Source organism: Caballeronia arationis (assembly GCF_001544975.2).
GTDB classification, from domain to species: Bacteria; Pseudomonadota; Gammaproteobacteria; order Burkholderiales; family Burkholderiaceae; genus Caballeronia; species Caballeronia arationis.
On the sequence record NZ_FCOG02000041.1, the window covers coordinates 1 to 20,488 of the forward strand.

Here is a 20,488-nt window from a genome sequence, read left to right on the forward strand (position 1 = left end):
AAGGAAGCGCGCGAGATCTACAAGATCGGCGTGCAGTACAAGGATGCCGACGAGACGCTCGCGCAGATGGGCATGGCGCCCAACCGCAAGGCTGGCATGAAGAACCTGCCGCTGCGCGCGGCCTGAACCCCGACACATGCGGGCGCGGCCTTGAACGCCGCGCCTGCACCTTTAACTCAACACTCCAAGGCGAAGGCCGGCAAGCAAGGCTTGCCGGCCAGAACAACAAACGGCCCGCTGCGCGCTAAAAGCGCATGACGCGGCCACACGCCTGATATCGGAGGAGACGATCTTGGATATTCATTGCATCAAGCCGGCCCCGAGCAGCACCGCTGCTCCGGCCATATCGCGCAAGTACGCGTGGATCGTGTTCGCGCTGACCTTCGGTCTGCTGCTGTCGGACTACATGTCCCGGCAGGTCCTGAACGCGGTCTTTCCCCTGCTGAAACAGTCATGGGGTCTGTCCGACACGCAACTGGGTTCGCTCAGCGGCGTGGTGGCGCTGATGGTCGGTCTGCTGACCTTCCCGCTCTCGGTGCTCGCCGACCGCTGGGGCCGCGTGCGCAGCCTGATTCTGATGGCGGCGCTCTGGAGCTTAGCCACGCTCGGCTGCGCCATCGCCACCAATTACGGCGAAATGCTCGTCGCGCGCGCCTTCGTCGGTCTCGGCGAAGCGGCCTATGGCAGCGTCGGCATCGCGCTCATTCTCAGCATCTTCCCGCCGCATCTGCGCTCCACGCTCACCGGCGCCTTCATGGCCGGCGGTGCGTTCGGCTCGGTGCTCGGCATGGCGCTGGGCGGCTTTGTCGCCGTGCACTTCGGCTGGCGTGCGTCATTCGCCGCGATGGCCTGCTTCGGCATCGTGCTGGTGATCGCCTACCGGTTGATGGTTTCCGACAAGCGCATTGCAGCCCGGTATCCGAACGCTCAGGCGACCGAGCACAACACCGGCGGCATGCGCACGAGCCTGCGCGAACTGCTGGCGGGCCTCTTCTCGACGGTCTCGGTGGTGTGCGCCTATGTCGGCAGCGGACTGCAGCTCTTCATCATGGGCGCGGTGATCGCGTGGATGCCCAGCTTCCTGAATCGCTACTACGGGCTGCCCGCAGACAAGGCGGCCGCCGGCGCGGCGGTGTTCGTGCTGCTGGGCGGAGTCGGCATGGTCGCATGCGGGATCGCCACCGACCGGATCTGCAGAAAGGTTCCGGCGCGCAAGTGGGTCACGGCCGTCGCTTATTGCCTGATCTCGTTCGTGTTGCTGTCAATCGGCTTCCGTCTCGACGCCGGGGCATTGCAACTCGTCCTGCTGGGCGCGGGCATTCTCGTGGTCGCGGGGACTTCCGGCCCGGCCGGGGCGATGGTGGCCAATCTCACGCCGTCGACGATCCACGCGTCCGCCTTCGCGACACTCACGCTTGCGAACAACCTGCTCGGTCTCGCTCCTGGTCCGCTCGTCACCGGCGCGATCGCCGACCGGATCGGCCTCCTGGGCGCCTTGCAGATCATTCCGCTCGTGAGCCTCGCGGCGATGCTGGCGTTCGCAATCGGCCGGTCGCGGTATGTACGCGACCTGAACCGCATCGACGCCTTGCGCGGACAAGCAGCGAAACCATGAGCCTTCACGGGGAAAACAGAGCCATTTCGTGAATATCGGCGCGGCCGGCCATCTGAACCCCGCTTCGGGACACGGCGAGTCGCCGCGCGCCGAGGAATTCGTGGCCGAGTTGAGCTGAAGCGCAACTACAGCAGCAATCACCGAATCCATTTCGATGTTGCGGGCATGCCGACGGCTGCTCGCAGATTGCAGGAACGCAAAAAATGTCTACTTACGAAAAAGCCGGCGCACTGGAAAATGACGTCAATAGCCTCAAACCCGGCCACGACCTGAAACAGGATCGAGCCTCCGTCGAGCGAGCCGGTGAATCGGCCGCGCACACCTGGGCGTGGGCAAGAACCACGGAAGTGTATGACTGGATAGACGCGCACACTCCCGCCGCCGCCACCAGCGCATGGCGTTGAGCGGGAAATCAGCGTGACCTGCCGCAAGGCAGGTCACCGTGCTGCGCCGTATCGCGCATCATGACGCTGCCGTTGTCCACGCATCAGCAGCGGCGTAACCGAACTCGCACACTATAATTCGGCTAACACCGAGAAGGACGCATCACAACGATCCCTGGCGCCCGCCCTAGCGGCAATGAGGTTACGCGATGAACCGCATCGTGAATCGACTGCTGGTTGCCGTTGTTGTCGCCTTGTTTATGTCCGGTTGCGCCACAACGCCGCCGGCCGATAGCGGGCTCACCTACAAGAGCCGCGCCGTGACCCGCACCGAAGGCGGACTGCGGGTATCGGCGTCGGTGCTATCGGCAAAGGAGAGCGCGTCCGTCTACGGCGTGCCGCTCGCGGATAAGGGGATTCAACCCGTCTGGATCGAGATCTCCAACGACGAAGCGCTTAATTACTTCCTGATGTCACCGGGCCTCGACCCGAATTTCTTCCCCGCATCGGAAGCAGCCGAGGCGTTCGGCAACAGCGATTCGGCGAGCGGAACCGGCGCACTCACCCAGCGCTTCCGCGACCTGGCCTTCCAGAACCCCATCCAGCCCGGCGAGACCAAGTCGGGATTCGTGCTGACCCATCTCGACGAAGGCGCCAAGCTCGTCCAGCTGGACCTCGTCGCGAGCGCGCGCGCGAGCACCTTCTCCATCCTAGTGATCGTGCCTGGCTTCTATGCCGACTACCACGTAAGCGAAGTCTTCCGGCGCGAGATGTATCCGCCCGACCAGATCGTGAACTACACGGATGACCAGGCGTTTCGCGCCGCACTCGAAGCCCTGCCGTGCTGCGCAACGAACAAGGATGGATCGAAGACCGGCGATCCGCTCAACCTGGTCGTCGTCGGCGGACTCGACGACGCTTTTCCTGCACTGGTGCGACGCGGCTGGAGCCCGACCGAACAAAAGTGGTCGGGCGCGATCATGCGTACGGTCACTTCCGCGCTGTCCGGCGATCGTTACGTCAATGCGCCCGTGAGCGACCTCTATCTGTTCGGCCGCGCCCAGGATCTCGCGTTGCAGAAAGCGCGCGACACCATTCACCAGCGCAATCATCTGCGGCTCTGGCTGAGCCCCATGCGCTACCAGGGCAAGCTCGTGTGGGTGGGCCAGATCAGCCGCGATATTGGCGTGCGCTTCACGTTTCATTCGCCGACGTTCACCACGCACAAGATCGACCCGGACGTGGACGAGGCGCGCAGAGCGCTCGGAGAGGACATGGCGTATTCGCAGAACCTCGTCGAGATCGGCTTCGTCAAGGGCGTGGGCGCCGCCCCGCAGAGCGCGCCGAAGGAAAACCTCACGACCGATTCGTACTACACCGACGGATATCGCGAGGTGCTGGTGTTCGACCGCCATCCCACCTCGCTTTCAGAGATCGGGATTTTTCCGTGGGAGGTGAACGCCAAGCCCAGCAACACTGAGCGCTCGGGAGCGAAGCAATGAGCGCCCCCCTCAGGTGGCATCGGGCATTGAAAAATACGGCCGCCGGCGTGCTCCTCCTCCTCTGTCTCGCCGCCTGCGGGACGTGGACGGCCCCCGCGAGCGTCGACGATGCGCCGCTGCGCAAGCGCGCCGTCAGCGCCACCAAGCAGGACGTGCAGGTGAGCGCGGCCGTGCTCTCATCGGAAGACAGCAAACGGATGTTCGGTGCCGACGTCAACAAGAACAACATGCAGCCCCTCTGGATCGAAGTTCAGAACCGGACTTCGCAACCGTTGTGGCTGCTGCATTCAGGAACCGATCCCGACTACTTCTCGCCGCTTGAGGTCGCGTGGTCGCTGCACACGCTGCTCGGTTTCACAACGAATGCCAGGATCGACAATCATTTCAACAAGCTCGGATTCAGGAATCCAATTCCTCCGGGCGAGACGCGCGTGGGAATCGTCTTCACCAACCCGGATCGCGATCCCAAGCTCGTCAATATCGACCTGTTCGGGAGCAAGACGCTGGTTCCCTTCTCCCTCTTCGTAAGCGTGCCCGACGACGTTCCCGACTCCCGCTTCGCGCTGACGCTGTTCCAGTATCGCGATACGGAGATCGCCGACTACCACGACCTAGCCTCGCTGCGTGCCGCGCTCGAACGGCTACCGTGCTGCGCCACCGATCAGCACGCAACGACCGGCGCGGACCCGTTCAACATCGTGGCCATTGGCAGTCTCGGCGACATCGGAGCGGCGCTGGTGCGGCGCAGCTATCGGCGCAACCTGCGCGAGAGCGATCTCGATCAATGGGCCTTCGGACGCAGACCGGATGTCGTCCTTCGCAAGGAGGCGCAGGCGGGCACGCCCGCGACTTCGATCCGCGCGTGGCTCACACCCCTTCGCTTCAATGGCGAGTTCGTGTACGTGGCGCAGGTCGGACGGCCGGTCGGCGGCCGCTTCGCGCGCAGCGGCACGACCGGCGACGTGTTGTATGGAGATGTCGACGAGGCCAGGAATTTTCTCGTTCAGGACATGATGTATTCAGGTGGCCTCGAAAAGCTCGGCTTCCTGAACGGGGTCGGTCCGGCACCGCAGGCACATCCCCGCACGACGCTAAACGGTGCGTTTTACCACACCGACGGATTGCGCGCCGTGATGTTCTTCGCAACGCGGCCCCTCAGTTTCACGAACGTCGAGATTCTGGACTGGGTGCCCTATCTGGACCCTCGCTCCGCAGCACGCAAGGAGAACAGTGATGCAGGCAAGTAGCGTCATCGCGCGATCATGCGGCGATGACGCTGCGCGGGCAGTTCGTTTCCTGCGTGCGCTTTGGAGTGCTAGTGTCAGAATCGTCGCGGTCGTGGCCTGCCTAGCGTCAGTCGCGTGTGCCACGAAGCCGCTCGCCCCCTTTTCGACCGATACGCCGCCGCTCGTGCTCGTTCCGGCATCGCAGGCTGGCGTGCAGGACAAGCGCGCGCGGTTCCGCGAGATCTACTGCGCGGTTCTGGAGGCGCACGGTTCCGCGCTCGCCGATCATCGTCCATGCGAGGATGCGTTGACACGCGTGGGTACCGAGCCCGCCGGCTCGGGTGCGCCCGTCGATCTGGGGCAATCCCGGCGGCATCTCATTGCGGTCGTGGTGGCGGGCGTCGGATACGATTGCTTCAAGCCGTGGCTGAACTCGCCGGGCACCGTCGTGACACACCTGCGGCAATTCGGTTACGACGCGATCATGCTCGACGTCGACGGGTTGTCGAGTTCGGCGAACAACGCACGCCAGATCCGCGATGCCATATTGGCCATGCCGCTTTCCTCAGACGCATCGCGGCTAGTTCTGATCGGTTACTCGAAGGGGGCGCCGGACATCCTGGAGGCGGTGGTCGACTATCCCGAGATCCGCAGTCGCGTGGCGGCAGTGGTGAGCGCGGCCGGCGCGATCGGCGGGTCGCCGCTTGCGAACGACGCCGAGCAATTCCAGGCGGACATGCTGCGATACTTTCCTGGCGCAACCTGCACGTCGGGCGACGGAGGTGCCGTGCAAAGCCTGCGACCGGCGACACGCCAGGCGTGGATGGCACATAACCCGCTCCCGCCCGACGTCCGCTACTACTCGCTCGCGACGTATCCTCAGCCGGAGCGCATCTCTTCGATACTCAAGTCGAGCTACGAGAAACTCGCGCGCATAGACGCGCGCAACGACAGTCAAATGATCTTCTATGACCAGATCGTGCCCGGCAGCACGCTCATGGGCTACGTCAATGCGGATCACTGGGCGCTCGCCGTGCCCATTGCGCGATCCCACGCGATGATCGGCTCGCTGTTCGTCACGCAGAACGAATATCCGCGTGAAGCGCTGACGGAAGCGGCCCTGCGCTTCATCGAAGAAGACCTCGCTACGTCCGGAAAGTAAGACGACGCGTCCGTATGAAAGCGCACACCTGATGCGAAACGGCGGCTTTTTCGCGTTCTGTGTGAATCCGACATACGTGGCGGAACTCAGCAGAAGTTCGGCGAAAAAAGCCTACGGGGAGCAGTTGCGCGGCGCCCCCAGCGGCTGCAAGATCGCCCAAAACGATAAATAAAAAAGTTCGTTGCGCTGAGTGAAAGCCGGGCCGTTCAACAAAACTGATAAATACGTGGGGACACCTCGATGCGCGAAATTTCTTACGAAGAACAAACAGTTAAATCAGGAAATCCGCTTGCCCGCTTCGCTCATCGAACTCGCATGACGATGGCGATCGATCTTGTCACCAATCTCTGTGCGACGAGCGGCACGGTTGTCGATTTTGGCGCCGGGCCGGGACTCTTTCTGCATACGCTGGGCGAAACGCGTCGCGACGTGACGCTCGTCGGCCACGATCCGTACATGGCGCCTGCTTTTCCGGAAGTCAGGTATGCAGAATCGCTCGATACGGTCGCGACGCAGAGTGTCGACGTGCTGACCGCGCTTGAGGTCTGCGAGCATCTCTATCGGAACGAACTCGACGCATTGCTCGACGACGCCGCGCGCATCCTCAAACCGAAGGGGGCGCTCGTCATCTCGGTGCCGATCATGTATGGGCTCGCGATAGCGCCGAAGGTGTCGAACTGGATGATTCGCAGCCGCTCGTTCAAGTCGGAATACTCGCCGGCGGAGCTGCTCAAGTCGATGGTGGGCATTCCCGTTTGCCGGCCGCAGAATCCGCGCACGACGCACAAGGGCTTTGATTTTCGCGAGTTGCGGGAGATCGTGAGCGAGCAGTTCTTTATCGATGCCGTGCATCTCAGTCCGGTGCCGCACACGCACTGGTGGCTTTCGTCGCAGTATTTCATGATCTGCCGGCCGCGGGCCAGAGTCTGAGCAAGGCTGCTGCGTTTCGATGCACGTTTCAATCCGGAATCCGCCGCCCGGGCGGAGCGGTCACTTTCTTTGCAGCTGCAGGGAAAGTGACCGCCGGAAGCAGCCTTGGCGGCCCAACGCTTCAGTGCCCGGCTGATTCCACCGCGCCGATTCCGGTTTCCGACCGAACCGTTTGCGCTTCGAACCCGGCCTTGTCGATGCGCGCCCGCGCGGACTTGTCGGTGACCGAGAACAGCCAGATTCCAAAGAAGCCCGCCGCCATCGAGAACAACGCGGGGGAAGCGTACGCAAAAGGCGCGCTCGCATAGTGGAACACGTCCACCCACACCGCTTTCGAGAGCAAGGTCAGAACCACGGCGGACAACAATCCGAGGAATCCGCCCACGGCGGCGCCTCGGGTCGTGCATCCCTTCCAGAGCACGGACATGAAGAGCACCGGAAAGTTGGCCGACGCGGCCACTGCAAACGCGAGCGACACCATGAAGGCGATGTTCTGCTTCTCGAACACGATGCCGAGTACGACCGCCACGATGCCGAGCACGACCGTCGTCATGCGTGAGACGCGCAATTCGCTTGCACTTGTCGCCTTGCCTTCCTTGAAGACGGTCGCATAGAGGTCATGCGACACAGCCGACGCGCCCGCCAGCGTCAAGCCGGCCACCACCGCGAGGATGGTCGCGAAGGCCACTGCCGAAATGAACCCGAGGAACACGTTGCCGCCCACGGCGCTTGCGAGATGCACGGCAGCCATGTTCGCGCCGCCGAGCAACTTGCCCCCGCCATCCTTGAAGACCGGATTCGTACCGACCAGCACGATCGCACCAAAGCCGATGATGAAGGTCAGGATATAGAAATAGCCGATCCAGGTCGTCGCCCAGAATACCGACTTGCGCGCTTCCTTGGCATTCGGCACGGTGAAGAATCGCATCAGGATGTGCGGAAGGCCGGCGGTGCCGAACATCAGCGCGATGCCGAACGAGATCGCGGAAATGGGGTCCTTGATGAAATTGCCCGGGGACATGATCGAGTCTTTCTTCTCGTGCACCTCGACAGCCTTGGCGAACAGCGCCTCGGGACTGAAGCTGAACTGTGCGAGCACCATGAACGCCATGAACGAGGCGCCGGCGAGCAGCAGACACGCCTTGATGATCTGCACCCAGGTCGTCGCGGTCATGCCGCCGAAGAGCACGTACACCATCATCAGCGCGCCCACGATCACCACCGCGATCCAGTATTCGAGCCCGAAGAGCAGCTTGATGAGCTGACCCGCGCCGACCATCTGCGCGATCAGATAGAAGGCGACGACCACCAGCGTGCCCGAAGCGGCGAACGCGCGGATCGGCGTCTGCTTGAAGCGGTACGCGGCGACATCGGCGAAGGTGAAACGCCCGAGGTTGCGCAGCCGCTCTGCCATCAGGAACGTGATGATCGGCCAGCCAACTAGAAAGCCGATGGAATAGATGAGGCCGTCGTATCCATTTGCGTAGACCGCGGCGGAGATGCCGAGGAACGAAGCTGCCGACATGAAGTCGCCGGCAATGGCAAGGCCGTTCTGAAAGCCCGTGATGCCTCCTCCGCCGGTATAGAACGCTGCTGCGGACTTGGTCTTCTTCGCCGCCCACTTGGTGATGAACAGCGTGCCGATGACGAACACGACGAACATGCTGATGGCGGTCCAGTTCGTCGCTTGCTGGACGGTCTGGCCGAGATCGCCGCCAGCGGCGAAGGTGGTTCCCGATAATGCGAGCAGGCTACCCGCGATGAAAATCCGTTGCGAATTCATGCGACCTCCTGCTTGATCTGTTCGGTGAGTTCGTCGTAGGTCCGGTTGGCGTGACGCACATACAGACCGGTAATCACCACAGTGAAGAGGATCACGAACAGGCCGATCGGAATGCCGAGAGTCATGACGCCGTTGCCGGTACGCGTGGCGAGAAACTCCTTGTTGAACGCGATCAGCAGCACGTATCCGTAATAGACGACGAGGACCGCAGCGGTCAGCGTCCATCCGAGCCGCGAGCGGTCTCTGACCAGTTTCGAGTACTGTCGGGTCTTCTTGATTCTGCGCACTTCGTCGTCAGTCATCCTTGTCTCCTATCGTATTCTCAGGCGATGCCATACGTCGCTCGACGATGGCCGGGGCCAATCCTCGTACGGGGAATCATGACGAAAACCCGCACCAAAATTTTCACCTTCAGCTTATGGGCCTGCGCTTACCTGTTTCTTACGGAGACGGTCTAATTGTTGCGGGGTATACGCGGAGTGTGAACGTTCGATCGATTGAGCGCGGAGCGCTCGATCAGACGTTCCGTACGAACGTACTAAGGCATGCTTGCTGAGCCGACGCCTTGCCGAACGTTCCTCGACATGCGCATCGCCGAGGAGTCGTGGTCAGCGAGTACGCCAGGTGAAGGGGCGTGAAGGATGGCCTTCACCGGTCACCAACCGACACCATCGTTCAGTGCCGCAGTTCCCGACGCTGGCACGTTCAGCGTTCGATTACCACCACCTGGCAAGTTCTCCCAAGTTACGCTGCCATCGGCATTCTTGCGGTAGTACTTGTATTGAACGCTCGTGGCCGCGCGCAGATTCACCGTATTGCTCCAGACCGGATAGCGGGCCGGATCCAGCGGCAGGCCGAGATCGGTGTTCCAGTTCCCGAGCATGGCGTTGTCGCCGGTGACGTACACGTATTGCCCCGGCTGCGTCACTGCATTCACATTGATCGTGACGCCAGTCTCGCCGCTCGACGGGGGCAGCACGCAATTGCCATAGCGCGCACATACGACAGCCGGAATATCGACCACCCTGCCCGCCTGAATCGATGCCAGCAGGCTGATGTATTCGCCCATTGCCCAGTTGAGCGGCGCCATCGAACCAGTCGGCGCACCTGCCGTCACGCTCGTCGGCGTCACCACCTGCCAGCTATCGGGCAGAGTCGTGGTCTTCGTCCAGATCTGCTCGGGAATGAAGCCCTCAGGCGTCGCGTAAGTCTTGATGCTGTCGAGGTAAGGGGCACCGCTGCTGCCGGTTCCGCTCCTCGCGATGCTGTACATGCCGCGCTCGGCGGTAAAGATGGGCCACGCGCGTCCGACGCCGGTTCCATCGAAGTTGCTTCCGTCGTTGTGTTCGCCGTAGCCGTCGAAGTTATAGCGGAACCACGCCTGGTTCGAGGCCTTTATCGTCGTCGCGAGAACGGCGTCATACGCGGCGAGCGTGCTTACGATCGCGGGATCATCGGCTCGTTTCACGCCCATGCGGACAAGTTCGAGGAAACCGCCATCGACCACCGCGCGCTCATCCCGCGTGCCGCCGCCGTTCTTGACGAGGTAGTTCTGTCCGGAGTCGGGATAGCTTGTCGGCTCATAGACCTGCGGGCCGCTGCCCGAACGCCCCATGTTCGCCGGATTGATGCGCACATAGTACCGACCGCTGCCGTAGAAGCCCGTGCTGGTGAAAGTCCAGCGCGTGACGTTCTGCTGCCAGTAATCCGCCGCGCTCAGGTATCTTCCCGCGCGCGCATTGTCGCCGTTCTCCCCGGCGATCCGCGCGGCGGCAACGAGTCCGGCGACTTCGGCTGCGATCGTCGAAGGCGAATAGCCGGAGTTCTCTTCCCAGCGATCCTGATAGGTCCACGGCCCCGTATCGAGAATGTAGTCCGCGGTCAGCCGGATCTGCGGCCACAACGGGTCATACACGCCCGGGCCCAGCCGCCACGCGAGCAGGATCGGCATCGCTTGCTCGTCCATCTGAGTGCCCTGCCAGTATGGCCAGCCGCTCACCCACGAATTCTGCGGAAAGCGGCCGACCCGGCTGAACCCTTGGGAACAGCCGTCAGCATCGTATTCGGCCGTGCCACAGTCCGTCTTCTGTTGATGGGTGTCGAACAGATAATGAACGACGGCGGCGGGTGTCGCCGCATCGCCCGCCGTGATCAGCGCGTTGGCAAACTTGAACAGATCGCGCGACCACACGAGATGATATCCGCCGAGGTTGCCGTCGCCCTGCGTCTCGCCCCAGGGCGTGCCGATACCCGCGATCATCGCGCCGTTGCTCCTGTCCTGCATGGTCTTGAGCGTCATCGCGGCAAGGTAGTACTCGTTGTCGGCGCTGCCGCCCTGCGTCGAGAGGCCCGAGGCGTAGGCATGCCAGGCGGCGTCGTATTGGGTGCGCAGCGCGTCGAGGTTGTCACCGAGCGTGGCGGCCGCCGTCTGCATCGCGTTCTTGGCGGACGTGCTGTCGAACGACAATACGACATCGAATGAAACGGTGTTGGCGTTGCCTTCGCCCGAATCCAGCCAGCCCATTTGCGCGACGTTGCCGGCCGTGGCCGACGAATAAGTCCAGTCCATCTTTCGGTCCGCCGTCGCGCCGCCGAGAAGATCGGTCCAGCCATCGCTTTGCGCGACAAAACCGTTCGAGACCATCGTCGTCGCGCCCTGCACTTTCCATGGCAGTGAAACGGCGAGCGCCGAATAGCGCGCGTTCCGGTTCGCGAGCAGCATCGTGCGGCCATCGACGGCGGTCGCGGTCCATGCGGTGTTGCCGGAACCGGCGTTGTCGATATGCGGCTTGGACAGCAGATACAGGTTGTGATCGCGCAGGTGCGTGCCGTTCAGTGCGCGGAAAGTCACGCGCTCGATCAGGGAACTGCGCTTCGGGTCGCTGTAGACAGTCTTGTCGACCTGCCAGTTGTGTGCGACGTTGCCGGTCGTCACTTGCCAGCTCATCGTATGCGGATCGGTCTGCGCGGCCGTGTATGACTGGAGCTTCTCCTCGTCGATGAACGAACCGGCGGCATCGCCGACCAAAAACTGCAAGTCGACCGATTCTGTCGTGTCGAGCACGGGGTAATAGACCTCCGACACGATGCCGCGATACCCCGTGAAATACACCTGCGAAGCGGATGTCAGCGCCGTACCGAGGAGTGACTTGCGCGCCGGGCCATGCAACGCGGTAGCGCCCGGACTGCCGAACGCCTCCCCGGACGTCTGTGCGTGCACCGCGCCAAGCATCAATGCGGCAAGCACCGCGAAACCCCACCGAAGCACGCGTTCGAGTTTCATGGTGTACCTCCTCGCGATGCTCGCGCGCTTGAATCATTCAACGCATCGCCGGGGCGTCGAATCTATCGTCCGATTTCCGGAGAGCCTATCGCGTACTTCAAGCGTCGAACCTGGTCGAGATGAAAGATGAAGGACGGCCGGGACCGGACCAGGAGCATCTTGAGATCGGCACTGGTCGTCGACCGGATGAAGGTGTCCGTGGCATTGACCAACCGGCTAAGCGAGTCCACCTCGCGATCGAGGTACGCTTCGTCGAATCCCCGCGCGTCGGCTCCGTTGAGTCTCGCGAGGTCGTCATTATTCTCTTTCGTTAGCGCATCGCTTGTGCCACTTCGTTGCAGGTTGGCCGCGAGTCTCTGCGTCAGTGCGATGATTTCCTGATTGACCTGCCCGTGCTCGGTGACGATCCGCCTTGCGAAGGCCTGCACGCTTCTTGAGCGGGTTCTGCGCAACGCCGACTCGCCTGCTGCGATTTCCCCCTGATTCGCCACGAACACGACGCCAGCGATTTGTGCATCGGACAGACGTTCCGCCTGCCCGAACGCGTGACTCGTGCATACGAGAAGAAACAGCAGCACCGTGCCAGTGCGTGTGACTTTCATCCTAGACTCCGTAAAAGGCCCGCCATGCGCAGGATGAGACTATTGCGGCATGCGTCCCCTTTGAGGCTTTCCAATTTACCTCAAAACCGGTCGGGCTTACTTTCTGGTCAAAAGAGCGTGGTCTGTCCCGTATCATCCTGCCGCGCGTTGCTGACGGGCCGTCCTCCAACGATCCGGAGAAAGGCGTCCCTGGAGCACCCGGGTGTCCGCAGTTCTCCGCGTCCGGCCAGCGACACGTAGAGTGCGACAGCATACGCCTGGCAGTTGACGGATCGCTCCGGATTGAACTCGATGTCGCTGAATGCCGAAAAGCCCTCCAGTTGCCGAATCAGCGCGGGGTTCTGCATCAAGGCAGTGATGTAGAGCCAGTCGTAGAAGGCGGTCTGCGGCTCCAACGGCCAGTCCACACTTGCAAACCGGAATCCGGTCAGCCGACCCGAACTCTGGAGACGCTCGTCCCGCTTCGCATCGCGCGAAGACATCGCAAAGATGTCGACGTATGGACCGCCGTGCTCAAACACCTTGCTACCCTGAAACGCGCATTCCACGCTGAGACTCTGCGGATGATCCGGCGTTCTCAACGTAAGGTTGAATGCACTCAGGGCCGTGCCCAGTTTCTCCCTTGATTTGCTCGAAATATCGAGGATCCTGCTGACACCCGCTAACTGGCGTCCAGCAGCGTGAAGCGAATCGATCGATCTCTGCCTCTGCGAAAGGGACAGCCCCGCCAACCACTCGAACGTAACACCGACCGTACGGACCAGCAAAGGGCCATCGAAGCTTGGAATGAAGATGGGACGCTGCGCCATGCGATCAGCTGCTCCATTTCCGGGCGTAGCCGCGCGAAGCAAACGGACCGGTGTCTCGGTCGAAAACCGCACAGCGGCGGTCACCGACGAAATGAGCACAAACGGCCTGCACTTCGTGGCTATCAAAGGCGACGCCCTCGATGAACTGAGGCTCGATGGTTTCGAAGACGAGCACTTCCGCCTGTGGGTCCGTTGGATCGAAATCCATCAACTTCTGCTCTTGCCGCGTCGGGAGATCTTCGACTGGATCAAACATGCCGCGAAACGCGCTCGCGTTCATGAGGCTTGGAAGCGGCAGCGTCCTGACACGGTGGTCGGAAGCATTGCGCTGACAGAACCCACAGTTCTTCTTCCACAGTATGGCGGGATCGATAAGCAGGACCACCCACTCTTCATCTGGATGCTTCTGCCGGTAGCTGTAGAACATCTTGTGGTTCGGAAACGCGATGGAAAGGGAGATAGCGTCAGGGCGGCCGTCCAGGCGGACGACGTCGTTGACGCGCGGCTTGATGCCTGCATCTTGCGCCTTCACGATCGAACGCAACCCGTGCTCGAGAATGGACTCGAGATTACATGCGCGTGTGAAGTGTGCAAGCAGCGGCACCTTCAATCCGATCACCGTTTCCTCGATCTCGCGCCGCAACTCGCTGCGTGGCGATGGGTCCGCCTGCGCGAAGGCACGATCCGCCAGGTGCGTAGGTACACGATGAATCAATGTCTGGACGGTGGGAGAATCGAACCTCAAATCGAGCCGGGAGGGAGCGTACGAAGGCGGTTTCTCCAGCGCCGAACGTCCTTTTTCGATGTTGGCGATATAGCGCCATTCGAGTCCGGCCTCGAAGCATCGAATACGCGTCAGGATGTCCTGGCAATGCGCATCACGCATTTTCTCATCGAACATCCTGCGCAAGTCTGGCCTCTGCAAACGGCCGAGCACTGCTTTGAGGAACATCGAATAATCGTCGATGGCCATCGTCAGCTTGCGCCGGATGCTCTCGTCGATCGCCGGGTCGGGATGCGTTGGGGGGAAACTGAAATCCGCGCAGGCAATCTGCACGGGCCGCTCTTCGGGCTTCGCATCACGCGATTGTCGCCTGCGCAGCGTCCCGCCTATGCTCGCGTAGCGCTCATCGTAGAGTTCCTTGAACTGTGCGTCCTTCGACAGTTCCCGGTAGAGTTTGAGCTGACGCTCGGCCTCTTCCAAGGCACTCTCGATGTACATGCGCTCGATGTCACATGCGCTTAGCACCGGAGAGGTGGCGTCTTGCACCGCTTGCTGAAGAGTGACGTAGTCGTTCAGTTCGTGCAGCGCGTCGTTGACCTTCCCGAGCACGCTTTTACGCGGGCGGCCATTCAAACACCCACCAGACTTCGCGTCCGACTCGATGACCGGCGGCGCATTAGAAAGCAGTGAATCCCCGTAGATGCGCTCCGAAGGCTCGAATCGAGCGGACGCTGCATCGGCCCGCGCCTTGACATCGGCATCACCCGATACGGACGTCCCCTTCTCTGCGGTGGATTCAGACGGCTTGATCAGGACGAACGTAATCCAGACAACGAGTAACTGGAGAATGATGAGAGGCGGCCAGAACAGATTCACTACCGTAAGAACGGTCCAGATCAGGCAGGCCGCCTGCAGCCGTTTCGGTGCCAGAATTCGAGTCAGGATCAACGTCCCGATGATGGTCAACTGATACAGCAATATCGGCACGTTTTACTCCGAAGGTGCGGTCTTTTTATTCAGGTCAATGGCGAGGTCCGCTTTTCACCCGCTCGCGTCAACTTCCTGCTGGTCCTTTTTTTGGTTTATCCAGACCGCCCGGGCATGACACCTTACGAGCGATCCACATGTCGTTTACGGCAGCAAAGGAGATTTCTTGACGGCATTTTCAAAACGGCGTCCTCATCCGATACGAATACGCACTGGTCGGCGTCACATACCGGGCCTGAGCCATTCGAAGATGTATCCATGACAATTATTTGATTGCAATTGTCTCTGTGAATAACATGTCTTCATCGCCCATTCGACACGCACCGAGCACGACACCATGCACATCGCCATTCTCACCTTCGAAGGCTTCAACGAACTCGATTCGCTGATCGCGTTCGGCATTCTCAACCGCATCAAAAAGCCAGACTGGCGCGTGTCGATCGCAACCCCGCACGCGCGCGTCAAATCGATGAACGGCGTGGTGATCGAAGGACAGATATCGCTGCGTGAGGCCAATGCGGTTGACGCGGTCATCGTGGGCAGCGGGTTGCTGACGCGTGACGTCGTCGCCGATGAAGCGCTGATGGCGCAGATGCAGTTCGATCCGACGCGTCAGCTGCTGGGTGCGCAGTGCTCGGGCACGCTCGTGCTTGCTAAGCTCGGGCTGCTCGGCGGCGTTCCCGCATGCACGGACCTGACGACGAAACCGTGGGTCGAGGAAGCCGGCGTTGCCGTGCTGAACCAGCCATTCTTTGCCAGCGGCAACGTCGCGACCGCCGGTGGCTGCCTTGCGTCGCAGTACCTTGCGGCCTGGATCATTGCGCGCTTCGAGGGCGTCGAGGCAGCCGCGAATGCCCTGCATTACGTGGCGCCTGTCGCCGAGAAGGAAGACTATGTTTCGCGCGCGATCAAGAATATCGCGCCGTATTTGCAGCAGGCAACCGCGTCCATCTGAGACCGCCTTCGCGTCGTCTTTGCCGCAGAATTCTGGCCGGCGGATCGGGCAAGCCGGCCTAACGACGCGCTGGCACGCGAACACGTCAGCCCCCGCGATACGTCGCGTCGATGCTGTCGCTCGGGGCGCGCCGGCCCGATTGCGAATGGCCCGTTTCGTCGCCGCCGACGCCACCGCTCATCCCGTCGACCGCGCTGCCCTGGCCTTCTTTCATGACCTTCGTGTGAGCGGTCTGCGCGTGGTGCCGTACTGGCACTCCGGTGCATTCGCGACCCTGGGAAGCCTGGCCGTAACTGCCGGCAAAGCAGGGAACCGCCAGCGATGCGGCACTTGCGACCAACAGGACGGCGACGGATTTCGCTTTCATGACGACTCCAATAAGCTTTTTGAAGATTCGAATGCACCTGGATAAGGTCCATTGCGGAGCGCCGTGCTCGATGTCGACCGCGTGGTCGTCGCAGCGCCCGCTGCTCTCAATGCAGAGGCTGTGCCAAGCTGCGGCCGCTCACCCTCCGCGCGACCCTAACCGGTTGAAAACAAACAACATCGTCGGCGACCATGAGGACTTTCACAGCGAGGCCGACGAGCCACACTGTCTGCGCGCCCACAACGCTTTTCGAGCCGGCTGTATGCGCTCACCCAACACGCTCGAATGGCGGAATTCGACTGAATGACGTCCGCACTTCTGTAAGGCCGACCACAGATCGCAGGCCCGCTGTTATGCACAATCGAAGCGATATGCCGGCTACTCGACGGCTAATAGCCAAAGCGAATCTGGAGAAGCAATGGGTTGGAAAAGCCTGCTGACGGAAATGCCGGTCTGGTTGATCGGCCGGTTCTACCCTCCGCGACATGACCCGCATCGCGACACGCCGCGCGAGATCCTCGTGCTGCGCCCGAACGATTTCGGCGAGTTGCTCACTACGACTCCGCTCTTCGAAGCGCTGCGCAAGCGCTTTCCAAAAACGCGTCTCATCGCGGGCGTGGGCAGCTGGGGACGACCCATCCTCGAGAACAATCCGTTCATCGATGAAATCGTCGACATCGACGCGCCCTGGAACAACAAGCTCGTCGAAGACCGGTCGCACGGCAACGTATTGCGCTACCTGTGGAAGTCGCCCCAGGTTGCGGCGCTGCGCGCGCGAGGCGGTTTCGATGTCGGCATCGACGTGCTCGGCAGTTACATGGGCGCATTGCTGATGATGCGTCTGGGCGTGCGATATCGCATCGGCGTGCGCGGATATCGCGGCGGCCATAGCGCGTGCCAGGAGTACATCGATTTCGCGAGACGGCAATGCGGACGCGCCGCGCTCGCGCAGGCGGAATTACTCGGCGCGACCGGGCTGCCGGAAGCGCGCCCGCAGCTATTCCTGACCGAAGACGAACGCGCCCACGCAGCGAAAATCTGGAAGGCCGCCGTGCCGGGCCAGCGCACCGTGCGCCTGCTCGTCGGCATCGGGGCCGGCGTGCCGACCAAGGTGTGGGACCCGCGTCAGGCCGGCGCCGCGCTCGCGCAGATCGCCCGGGCACTCGAAAGCGCAGGCGACACTTGCGACATCGTGATCGTGGGCAGCGAGGCCGACAAGGCACGCGCCGCCGAGGCGATAGCCGCAGCCGGCCCGGGCGTGCCCGTCCGCTCGATGGCGGGCGCTGTGCCAATGCGGCTCGTTTTAGCCCTCGCCGAAGAGGCCACCGCCGTGCTGACGAACTCTTCCATGCTGATGCACGTCGCCGCCGCGTTTCGCCGGCCGACCGTCGCGGTGATCGGCGGCAGCATCACGCGGCCAACGGTTCACGACGCGATCTGGGGTTATCCGGAGCACTATCGCAGCGTGTCGCCGGACCATTACGTTGCAGACCAGCATGCAAGGAACTGGCCGAGCGTCGAACGGGTCGTGCAGTCCGTGCTGGAGTCGGTCGGCACGCAGCGAACGCGCGTCCGCGCTCCGGTGTGACGGCGCGGCGTCGCTTGAACCGATCCTGCGGAGCACATGAAAGCATGCCTGGCCACGCGCGTCGGGAACACTCTGCTGGTGGTCGGAGAAGATGCTTCGGATGATGCCGGCGTTACGCCTTCGTCGAATGTCGCCGAGGGCCAACTAGGCCCGCGCCTTCGTTGCAAAATACTCCGCAGCCATGAGCCTGAAGGCCGTGACCGCGGGATTGTCCTGATCGGAGCGCCACGCCATGCTCATTTCGGCCTGCATGGAATTGTTGGCGATCGACCTGAACTCGACGTTGTCGTAGTGGAAACGTTGAGCCGAGGCCGGAAGGATCCCAAGGCCGAGTCCGGCACGAATCAGGGAGAGGATGGTCGGCGTCTGGTCGATGTATTGCGCAACGTTAAGATTCACGCCCTCGTTCGTGAGCATGCCCATGATACGGTCGTAGAAGTACTTCCCGTGCGTGGGTGAATGCATGATGAACGGCTGGCCGTCGAGTTGCTTGAGTTCGATCTGCTCATAACGGCACAACGCGTGTCCCTTGGGAAGCGCGACGATCAACGGCTCTTCATCGACCAGAAGAAACTCCAGATTCTGTCTCGAAGGCAAAGGCCTGAGAAAGCCCAGATCGATTGCATTCGCGGAGAAGGCTTCGATCTGGGACACGGAGATCAGTTCGAGCAGCACGACGTCGATATCGGGCAGTGCGCTACCAGCCGCAACCAGCAACTCGGGAATCAGCTCATAACCGGCCGCGCCGGTGAACCCGATTCGCACGCGCCCGGTCTTCCCCTTGCTCGCGCGCCGGACCGCGCTCTCGGCCTGCTCGGCCAGGCTGAGCAGGCGCGTCGCGTCTGCGAGGAACACGCGTCCTTCCGTCGTCAGCCTGACCGTGCGGCCGATGCGCTCGAAAAGCTTCACGCCCAGATTGTCTTCGAGCAAATGGATCTGCCTGCTGAGCGGCGGCTGAGTCATGTTCAGAAGCGCCGCAGCGCGTCTGAAATTCGATTCGGTCGCGGCAGCAACGAAGCAACGCACTTGTCCAAGATCAAGCATTCTCAGTCGACAGGAAGGTCATGGTCGACGGACATTATAGGGGCGAAGGCTTCGCGGCGCGGCTTGATTGCGCCTCCTCTCACGTCGTCAGGCTGCCCTCGGGTCGCTCGCCCGCCAGAGCCTGAGCCAGACTTGCGAGCACCATCTCGCCCATCGCGGTGCGCGACTCCACCGTGGCGCTCGCACGATGCGCCTGCAGCACCACGCGATCCATGCCGAAAAGCACGGACGGGACGTTCGGTTCGTCGACGAACACATCGAGGCCCGCGCCTGCAATGACGCCGTTCGTCAACGCTTCGACCAGATCTTCTTCCACGACCAGCTTGCCGCGCGCGATGTTCACGAGATAGCCGTCTTTCCCCAGCGCATCGAGCACGGCGGCGTTCACGATGCCGTGCGCCTTGTCGGCAGCGGCGCACAACACGAGGAAGTCACAGCCGCGGGCGAGCGACAAGAGGTCGGGAACGAACTGATGGGGCAGGTCCTCCATGCGGCGCAAATCGGTGTAGGAAACCGGACAGTTGAACGCGGACACCCGCTGCGCAATGGCGCGGCCGACCTTGCCCATGCCGACGATTCCGACGCGCTTGCCGCTCAGGCGTCGGGACAGCGGCAGCGCGCCCGGATGCGGATTCCTGACCCAGCTTCCCGTCTTCACGAATTCGTTGCCCGCGCAGATCTCGCGACAGACGGCAAGCATCAGGCCGATGGCGAGGTCGGCCACGTCTTCGGTCAGCGCACCGAACGTGCCGGTGACGGGAAGACCGCGTGCACGCGCAAAGCCGAGATCGACTGCATCCGTTCCGACGCCGTTCACCGCGATGACCTTCAAAGCCGGAAGCCGTTCGATGAGCTCGTTTGAAATACCCGTGTGCCCGCCGGTTATCACGCCCTGGATCGAAGCGCCGTGCTCTTGGATATAAGCGTCCTTGTTGTCCTGTTCGAACAGGCGATGCACGGTATAAAGCTCGCGCAGTTTGTCGTTGATGGCCGGAACGAGGATGGGATTAAGTTGCAAGATGCTCGGTTTCAATTGAGGCACTCCTTGGGATCGAAGATTGCGCGGATGCGCTGCACGCACGCCTTGAAGCACGTGGGCCATCGCAATGTGGGCGGATGATCGTCTTTTTCCGCAAGCGCGTCCAATCCCAAAACGCTATCAGTTGATCCACGAGTCGGCGTGTCGTATCGATTCAATCCGAGCATCAGGTAATAGCAATAAAAGATTAGACGGCATATATCCGAATCGCCACAATTCGAAGCGTCGGAAATCAAAAAATAATAAAAGCCCTCATAGCCCAGATCCGGAGACAACAGCATGAATTCAAGTCGCATCACATTCCCCTCCTGCATCGATGCCCCTTCGCTCGGGACATCGCCAGCCTTCGAGCCTTGCCGGAAACGCGCCGACTAGATTCAGCGCCACACATCGAGGCTGTGCACTTTGCGCAGTCGGCTTGCTCGCACGACGAAGACGGCATCCGCGCTCGCGGCGATGCGTCGCCGACGCCGGGCTATCGGGAGGAAT

General features: G+C 61.8%; 18 protein-coding genes and 1 pseudogene. 9 read left to right on the forward strand and 10 right to left on the reverse strand.

Annotated elements, in window-relative coordinates:
- The 7 genes and pseudogenes from AWB81_RS44220 to AWB81_RS22820 all read left to right on the forward strand — a co-directional run.
- Nucleotides 1-126: pseudogene (locus tag AWB81_RS44220) on the forward strand (3-keto-5-aminohexanoate cleavage protein); the annotation flags it as partial.
- A 166-nt stretch (nt 127-292) separates the two neighbouring features.
- Nucleotides 293-1,615: an MFS transporter gene (locus tag AWB81_RS22800; protein ID WP_062638819.1), complete on the forward strand. Its 1,323-nt coding sequence runs from the start codon at nt 293-295 to the stop codon at nt 1,613-1,615.
- Between the two features lie 203 nt (nt 1,616-1,818).
- Nucleotides 1,819-2,019, forward strand: a complete 201-nt coding sequence (locus tag AWB81_RS44840; RefSeq protein WP_143753728.1) for a hypothetical protein — start codon at nt 1,819-1,821, stop codon at nt 2,017-2,019.
- Between the two features lie 188 nt (nt 2,020-2,207).
- Nucleotides 2,208-3,500, forward strand: coding sequence for an LssY C-terminal domain-containing protein (locus tag AWB81_RS22805; protein ID WP_062638820.1), 1,293 nt, complete (start codon nt 2,208-2,210; stop codon nt 3,498-3,500).
- Nucleotides 3,497-4,747, forward strand: coding sequence for an LssY C-terminal domain-containing protein (locus AWB81_RS22810; RefSeq protein ID WP_062638821.1), 1,251 nt, complete (start codon nt 3,497-3,499; stop codon nt 4,745-4,747). Before AWB81_RS22805 ends, AWB81_RS22810 begins: the two co-directional genes overlap by 4 nt.
- Complete coding sequence (locus AWB81_RS22815) at nt 4,734-5,888, forward strand: lipase family protein (RefSeq protein WP_235025871.1); 1,155 nt, start codon at nt 4,734-4,736, stop codon at nt 5,886-5,888. Before AWB81_RS22810 ends, AWB81_RS22815 begins: the two co-directional genes overlap by 14 nt.
- 315 nt (nt 5,889-6,203) lie before the next feature.
- Nucleotides 6,204-6,818, forward strand: a complete 615-nt coding sequence (locus tag AWB81_RS22820) for a class I SAM-dependent methyltransferase (RefSeq protein WP_235025872.1) — start codon at nt 6,204-6,206, stop codon at nt 6,816-6,818.
- A gap of 121 nt (nt 6,819-6,939) precedes the next feature.
- Here AWB81_RS22820 and AWB81_RS22825 read toward each other — a convergent pair whose 3' ends face one another.
- From AWB81_RS22825 to AWB81_RS22850, 6 genes are all read right to left on the reverse strand, one after another.
- Nucleotides 6,940-8,601, reverse strand: a complete 1,662-nt coding sequence (locus tag AWB81_RS22825) for a cation acetate symporter (RefSeq protein WP_062638822.1) — start codon at nt 8,599-8,601, stop codon at nt 6,940-6,942.
- Nucleotides 8,598-8,903 carry a DUF485 domain-containing protein gene (locus AWB81_RS22830; RefSeq protein WP_062638823.1) on the reverse strand — a complete coding sequence of 102 codons (306 nt, stop codon included), beginning with the start codon at nt 8,901-8,903 and terminating at the stop codon, nt 8,598-8,600. The genes AWB81_RS22825 and AWB81_RS22830 overlap by 4 nt, the downstream gene beginning before the upstream one ends.
- 353 nt (nt 8,904-9,256) lie before the next feature.
- The gene (locus AWB81_RS22835; RefSeq protein WP_087135130.1) at nt 9,257-11,884 is read right to left on the reverse strand and encodes a glycoside hydrolase family 15 protein; all 2,628 of its coding nucleotides are present in this window, start codon (nt 11,882-11,884) and stop codon (nt 9,257-9,259) included.
- A gap of 62 nt (nt 11,885-11,946) precedes the next feature.
- Nucleotides 11,947-12,462, reverse strand: coding sequence for a DUF4142 domain-containing protein (locus tag AWB81_RS22840; protein WP_235025873.1), 516 nt, complete (start codon nt 12,460-12,462; stop codon nt 11,947-11,949).
- Nucleotides 12,463-12,593: 131 nt separating this feature from the next.
- Nucleotides 12,594-13,295: a DarT1-associated NADAR antitoxin family protein gene (locus AWB81_RS22845; protein WP_062638825.1), complete on the reverse strand. Its 702-nt coding sequence runs from the start codon at nt 13,293-13,295 to the stop codon at nt 12,594-12,596.
- 4 nt (nt 13,296-13,299) lie between these two features.
- Complete coding sequence (locus AWB81_RS22850; protein WP_062638826.1) at nt 13,300-15,006, reverse strand: DarT ssDNA thymidine ADP-ribosyltransferase family protein; 1,707 nt, start codon at nt 15,004-15,006, stop codon at nt 13,300-13,302.
- Nucleotides 15,007-15,343: 337 nt separating this feature from the next.
- Between AWB81_RS22850 and AWB81_RS22855 the strand changes: the two genes are divergently transcribed.
- On the forward strand, nt 15,344-15,961 hold the full coding sequence (locus tag AWB81_RS22855) for a DJ-1/PfpI family protein (protein ID WP_062638827.1): 618 nt from the start codon (nt 15,344-15,346) through the stop codon (nt 15,959-15,961).
- Between the two features lie 85 nt (nt 15,962-16,046).
- Here the strand turns inward: AWB81_RS22855 and AWB81_RS22860 are convergent, their stop codons facing one another.
- On the reverse strand, nt 16,047-16,328 hold the full coding sequence (locus AWB81_RS22860) for a hypothetical protein (protein WP_062638828.1): 282 nt from the start codon (nt 16,326-16,328) through the stop codon (nt 16,047-16,049).
- A 418-nt stretch (nt 16,329-16,746) separates the two neighbouring features.
- Between AWB81_RS22860 and AWB81_RS22865 the strand changes: the two genes are divergently transcribed.
- Nucleotides 16,747-17,916 carry a glycosyltransferase family 9 protein gene (locus AWB81_RS22865; protein WP_062638829.1) on the forward strand — a complete coding sequence of 390 codons (1,170 nt, stop codon included), beginning with the start codon at nt 16,747-16,749 and terminating at the stop codon, nt 17,914-17,916.
- Nucleotides 17,917-18,060: 144 nt separating this feature from the next.
- Here the strand turns inward: AWB81_RS22865 and AWB81_RS22870 are convergent, their stop codons facing one another.
- The 3 genes from AWB81_RS22870 to AWB81_RS22880 form a co-directional block, all read right to left on the reverse strand.
- Entirely contained in the window at nt 18,061-18,960 is a 900-nt protein-coding gene (locus AWB81_RS22870; RefSeq protein ID WP_062638830.1) for a LysR family transcriptional regulator, read from the reverse strand.
- A 79-nt stretch (nt 18,961-19,039) separates the two neighbouring features.
- The gene (locus AWB81_RS22875) at nt 19,040-19,993 is read right to left on the reverse strand and encodes a 2-hydroxyacid dehydrogenase (RefSeq protein WP_062638831.1); all 954 of its coding nucleotides are present in this window, start codon (nt 19,991-19,993) and stop codon (nt 19,040-19,042) included.
- On the reverse strand, nt 19,990-20,298 hold the full coding sequence (locus AWB81_RS22880; protein ID WP_144444164.1) for a hypothetical protein: 309 nt from the start codon (nt 20,296-20,298) through the stop codon (nt 19,990-19,992). The genes AWB81_RS22875 and AWB81_RS22880 overlap by 4 nt, the downstream gene beginning before the upstream one ends.
- Nucleotides 20,299-20,488 lie beyond the last annotated feature (190 nt).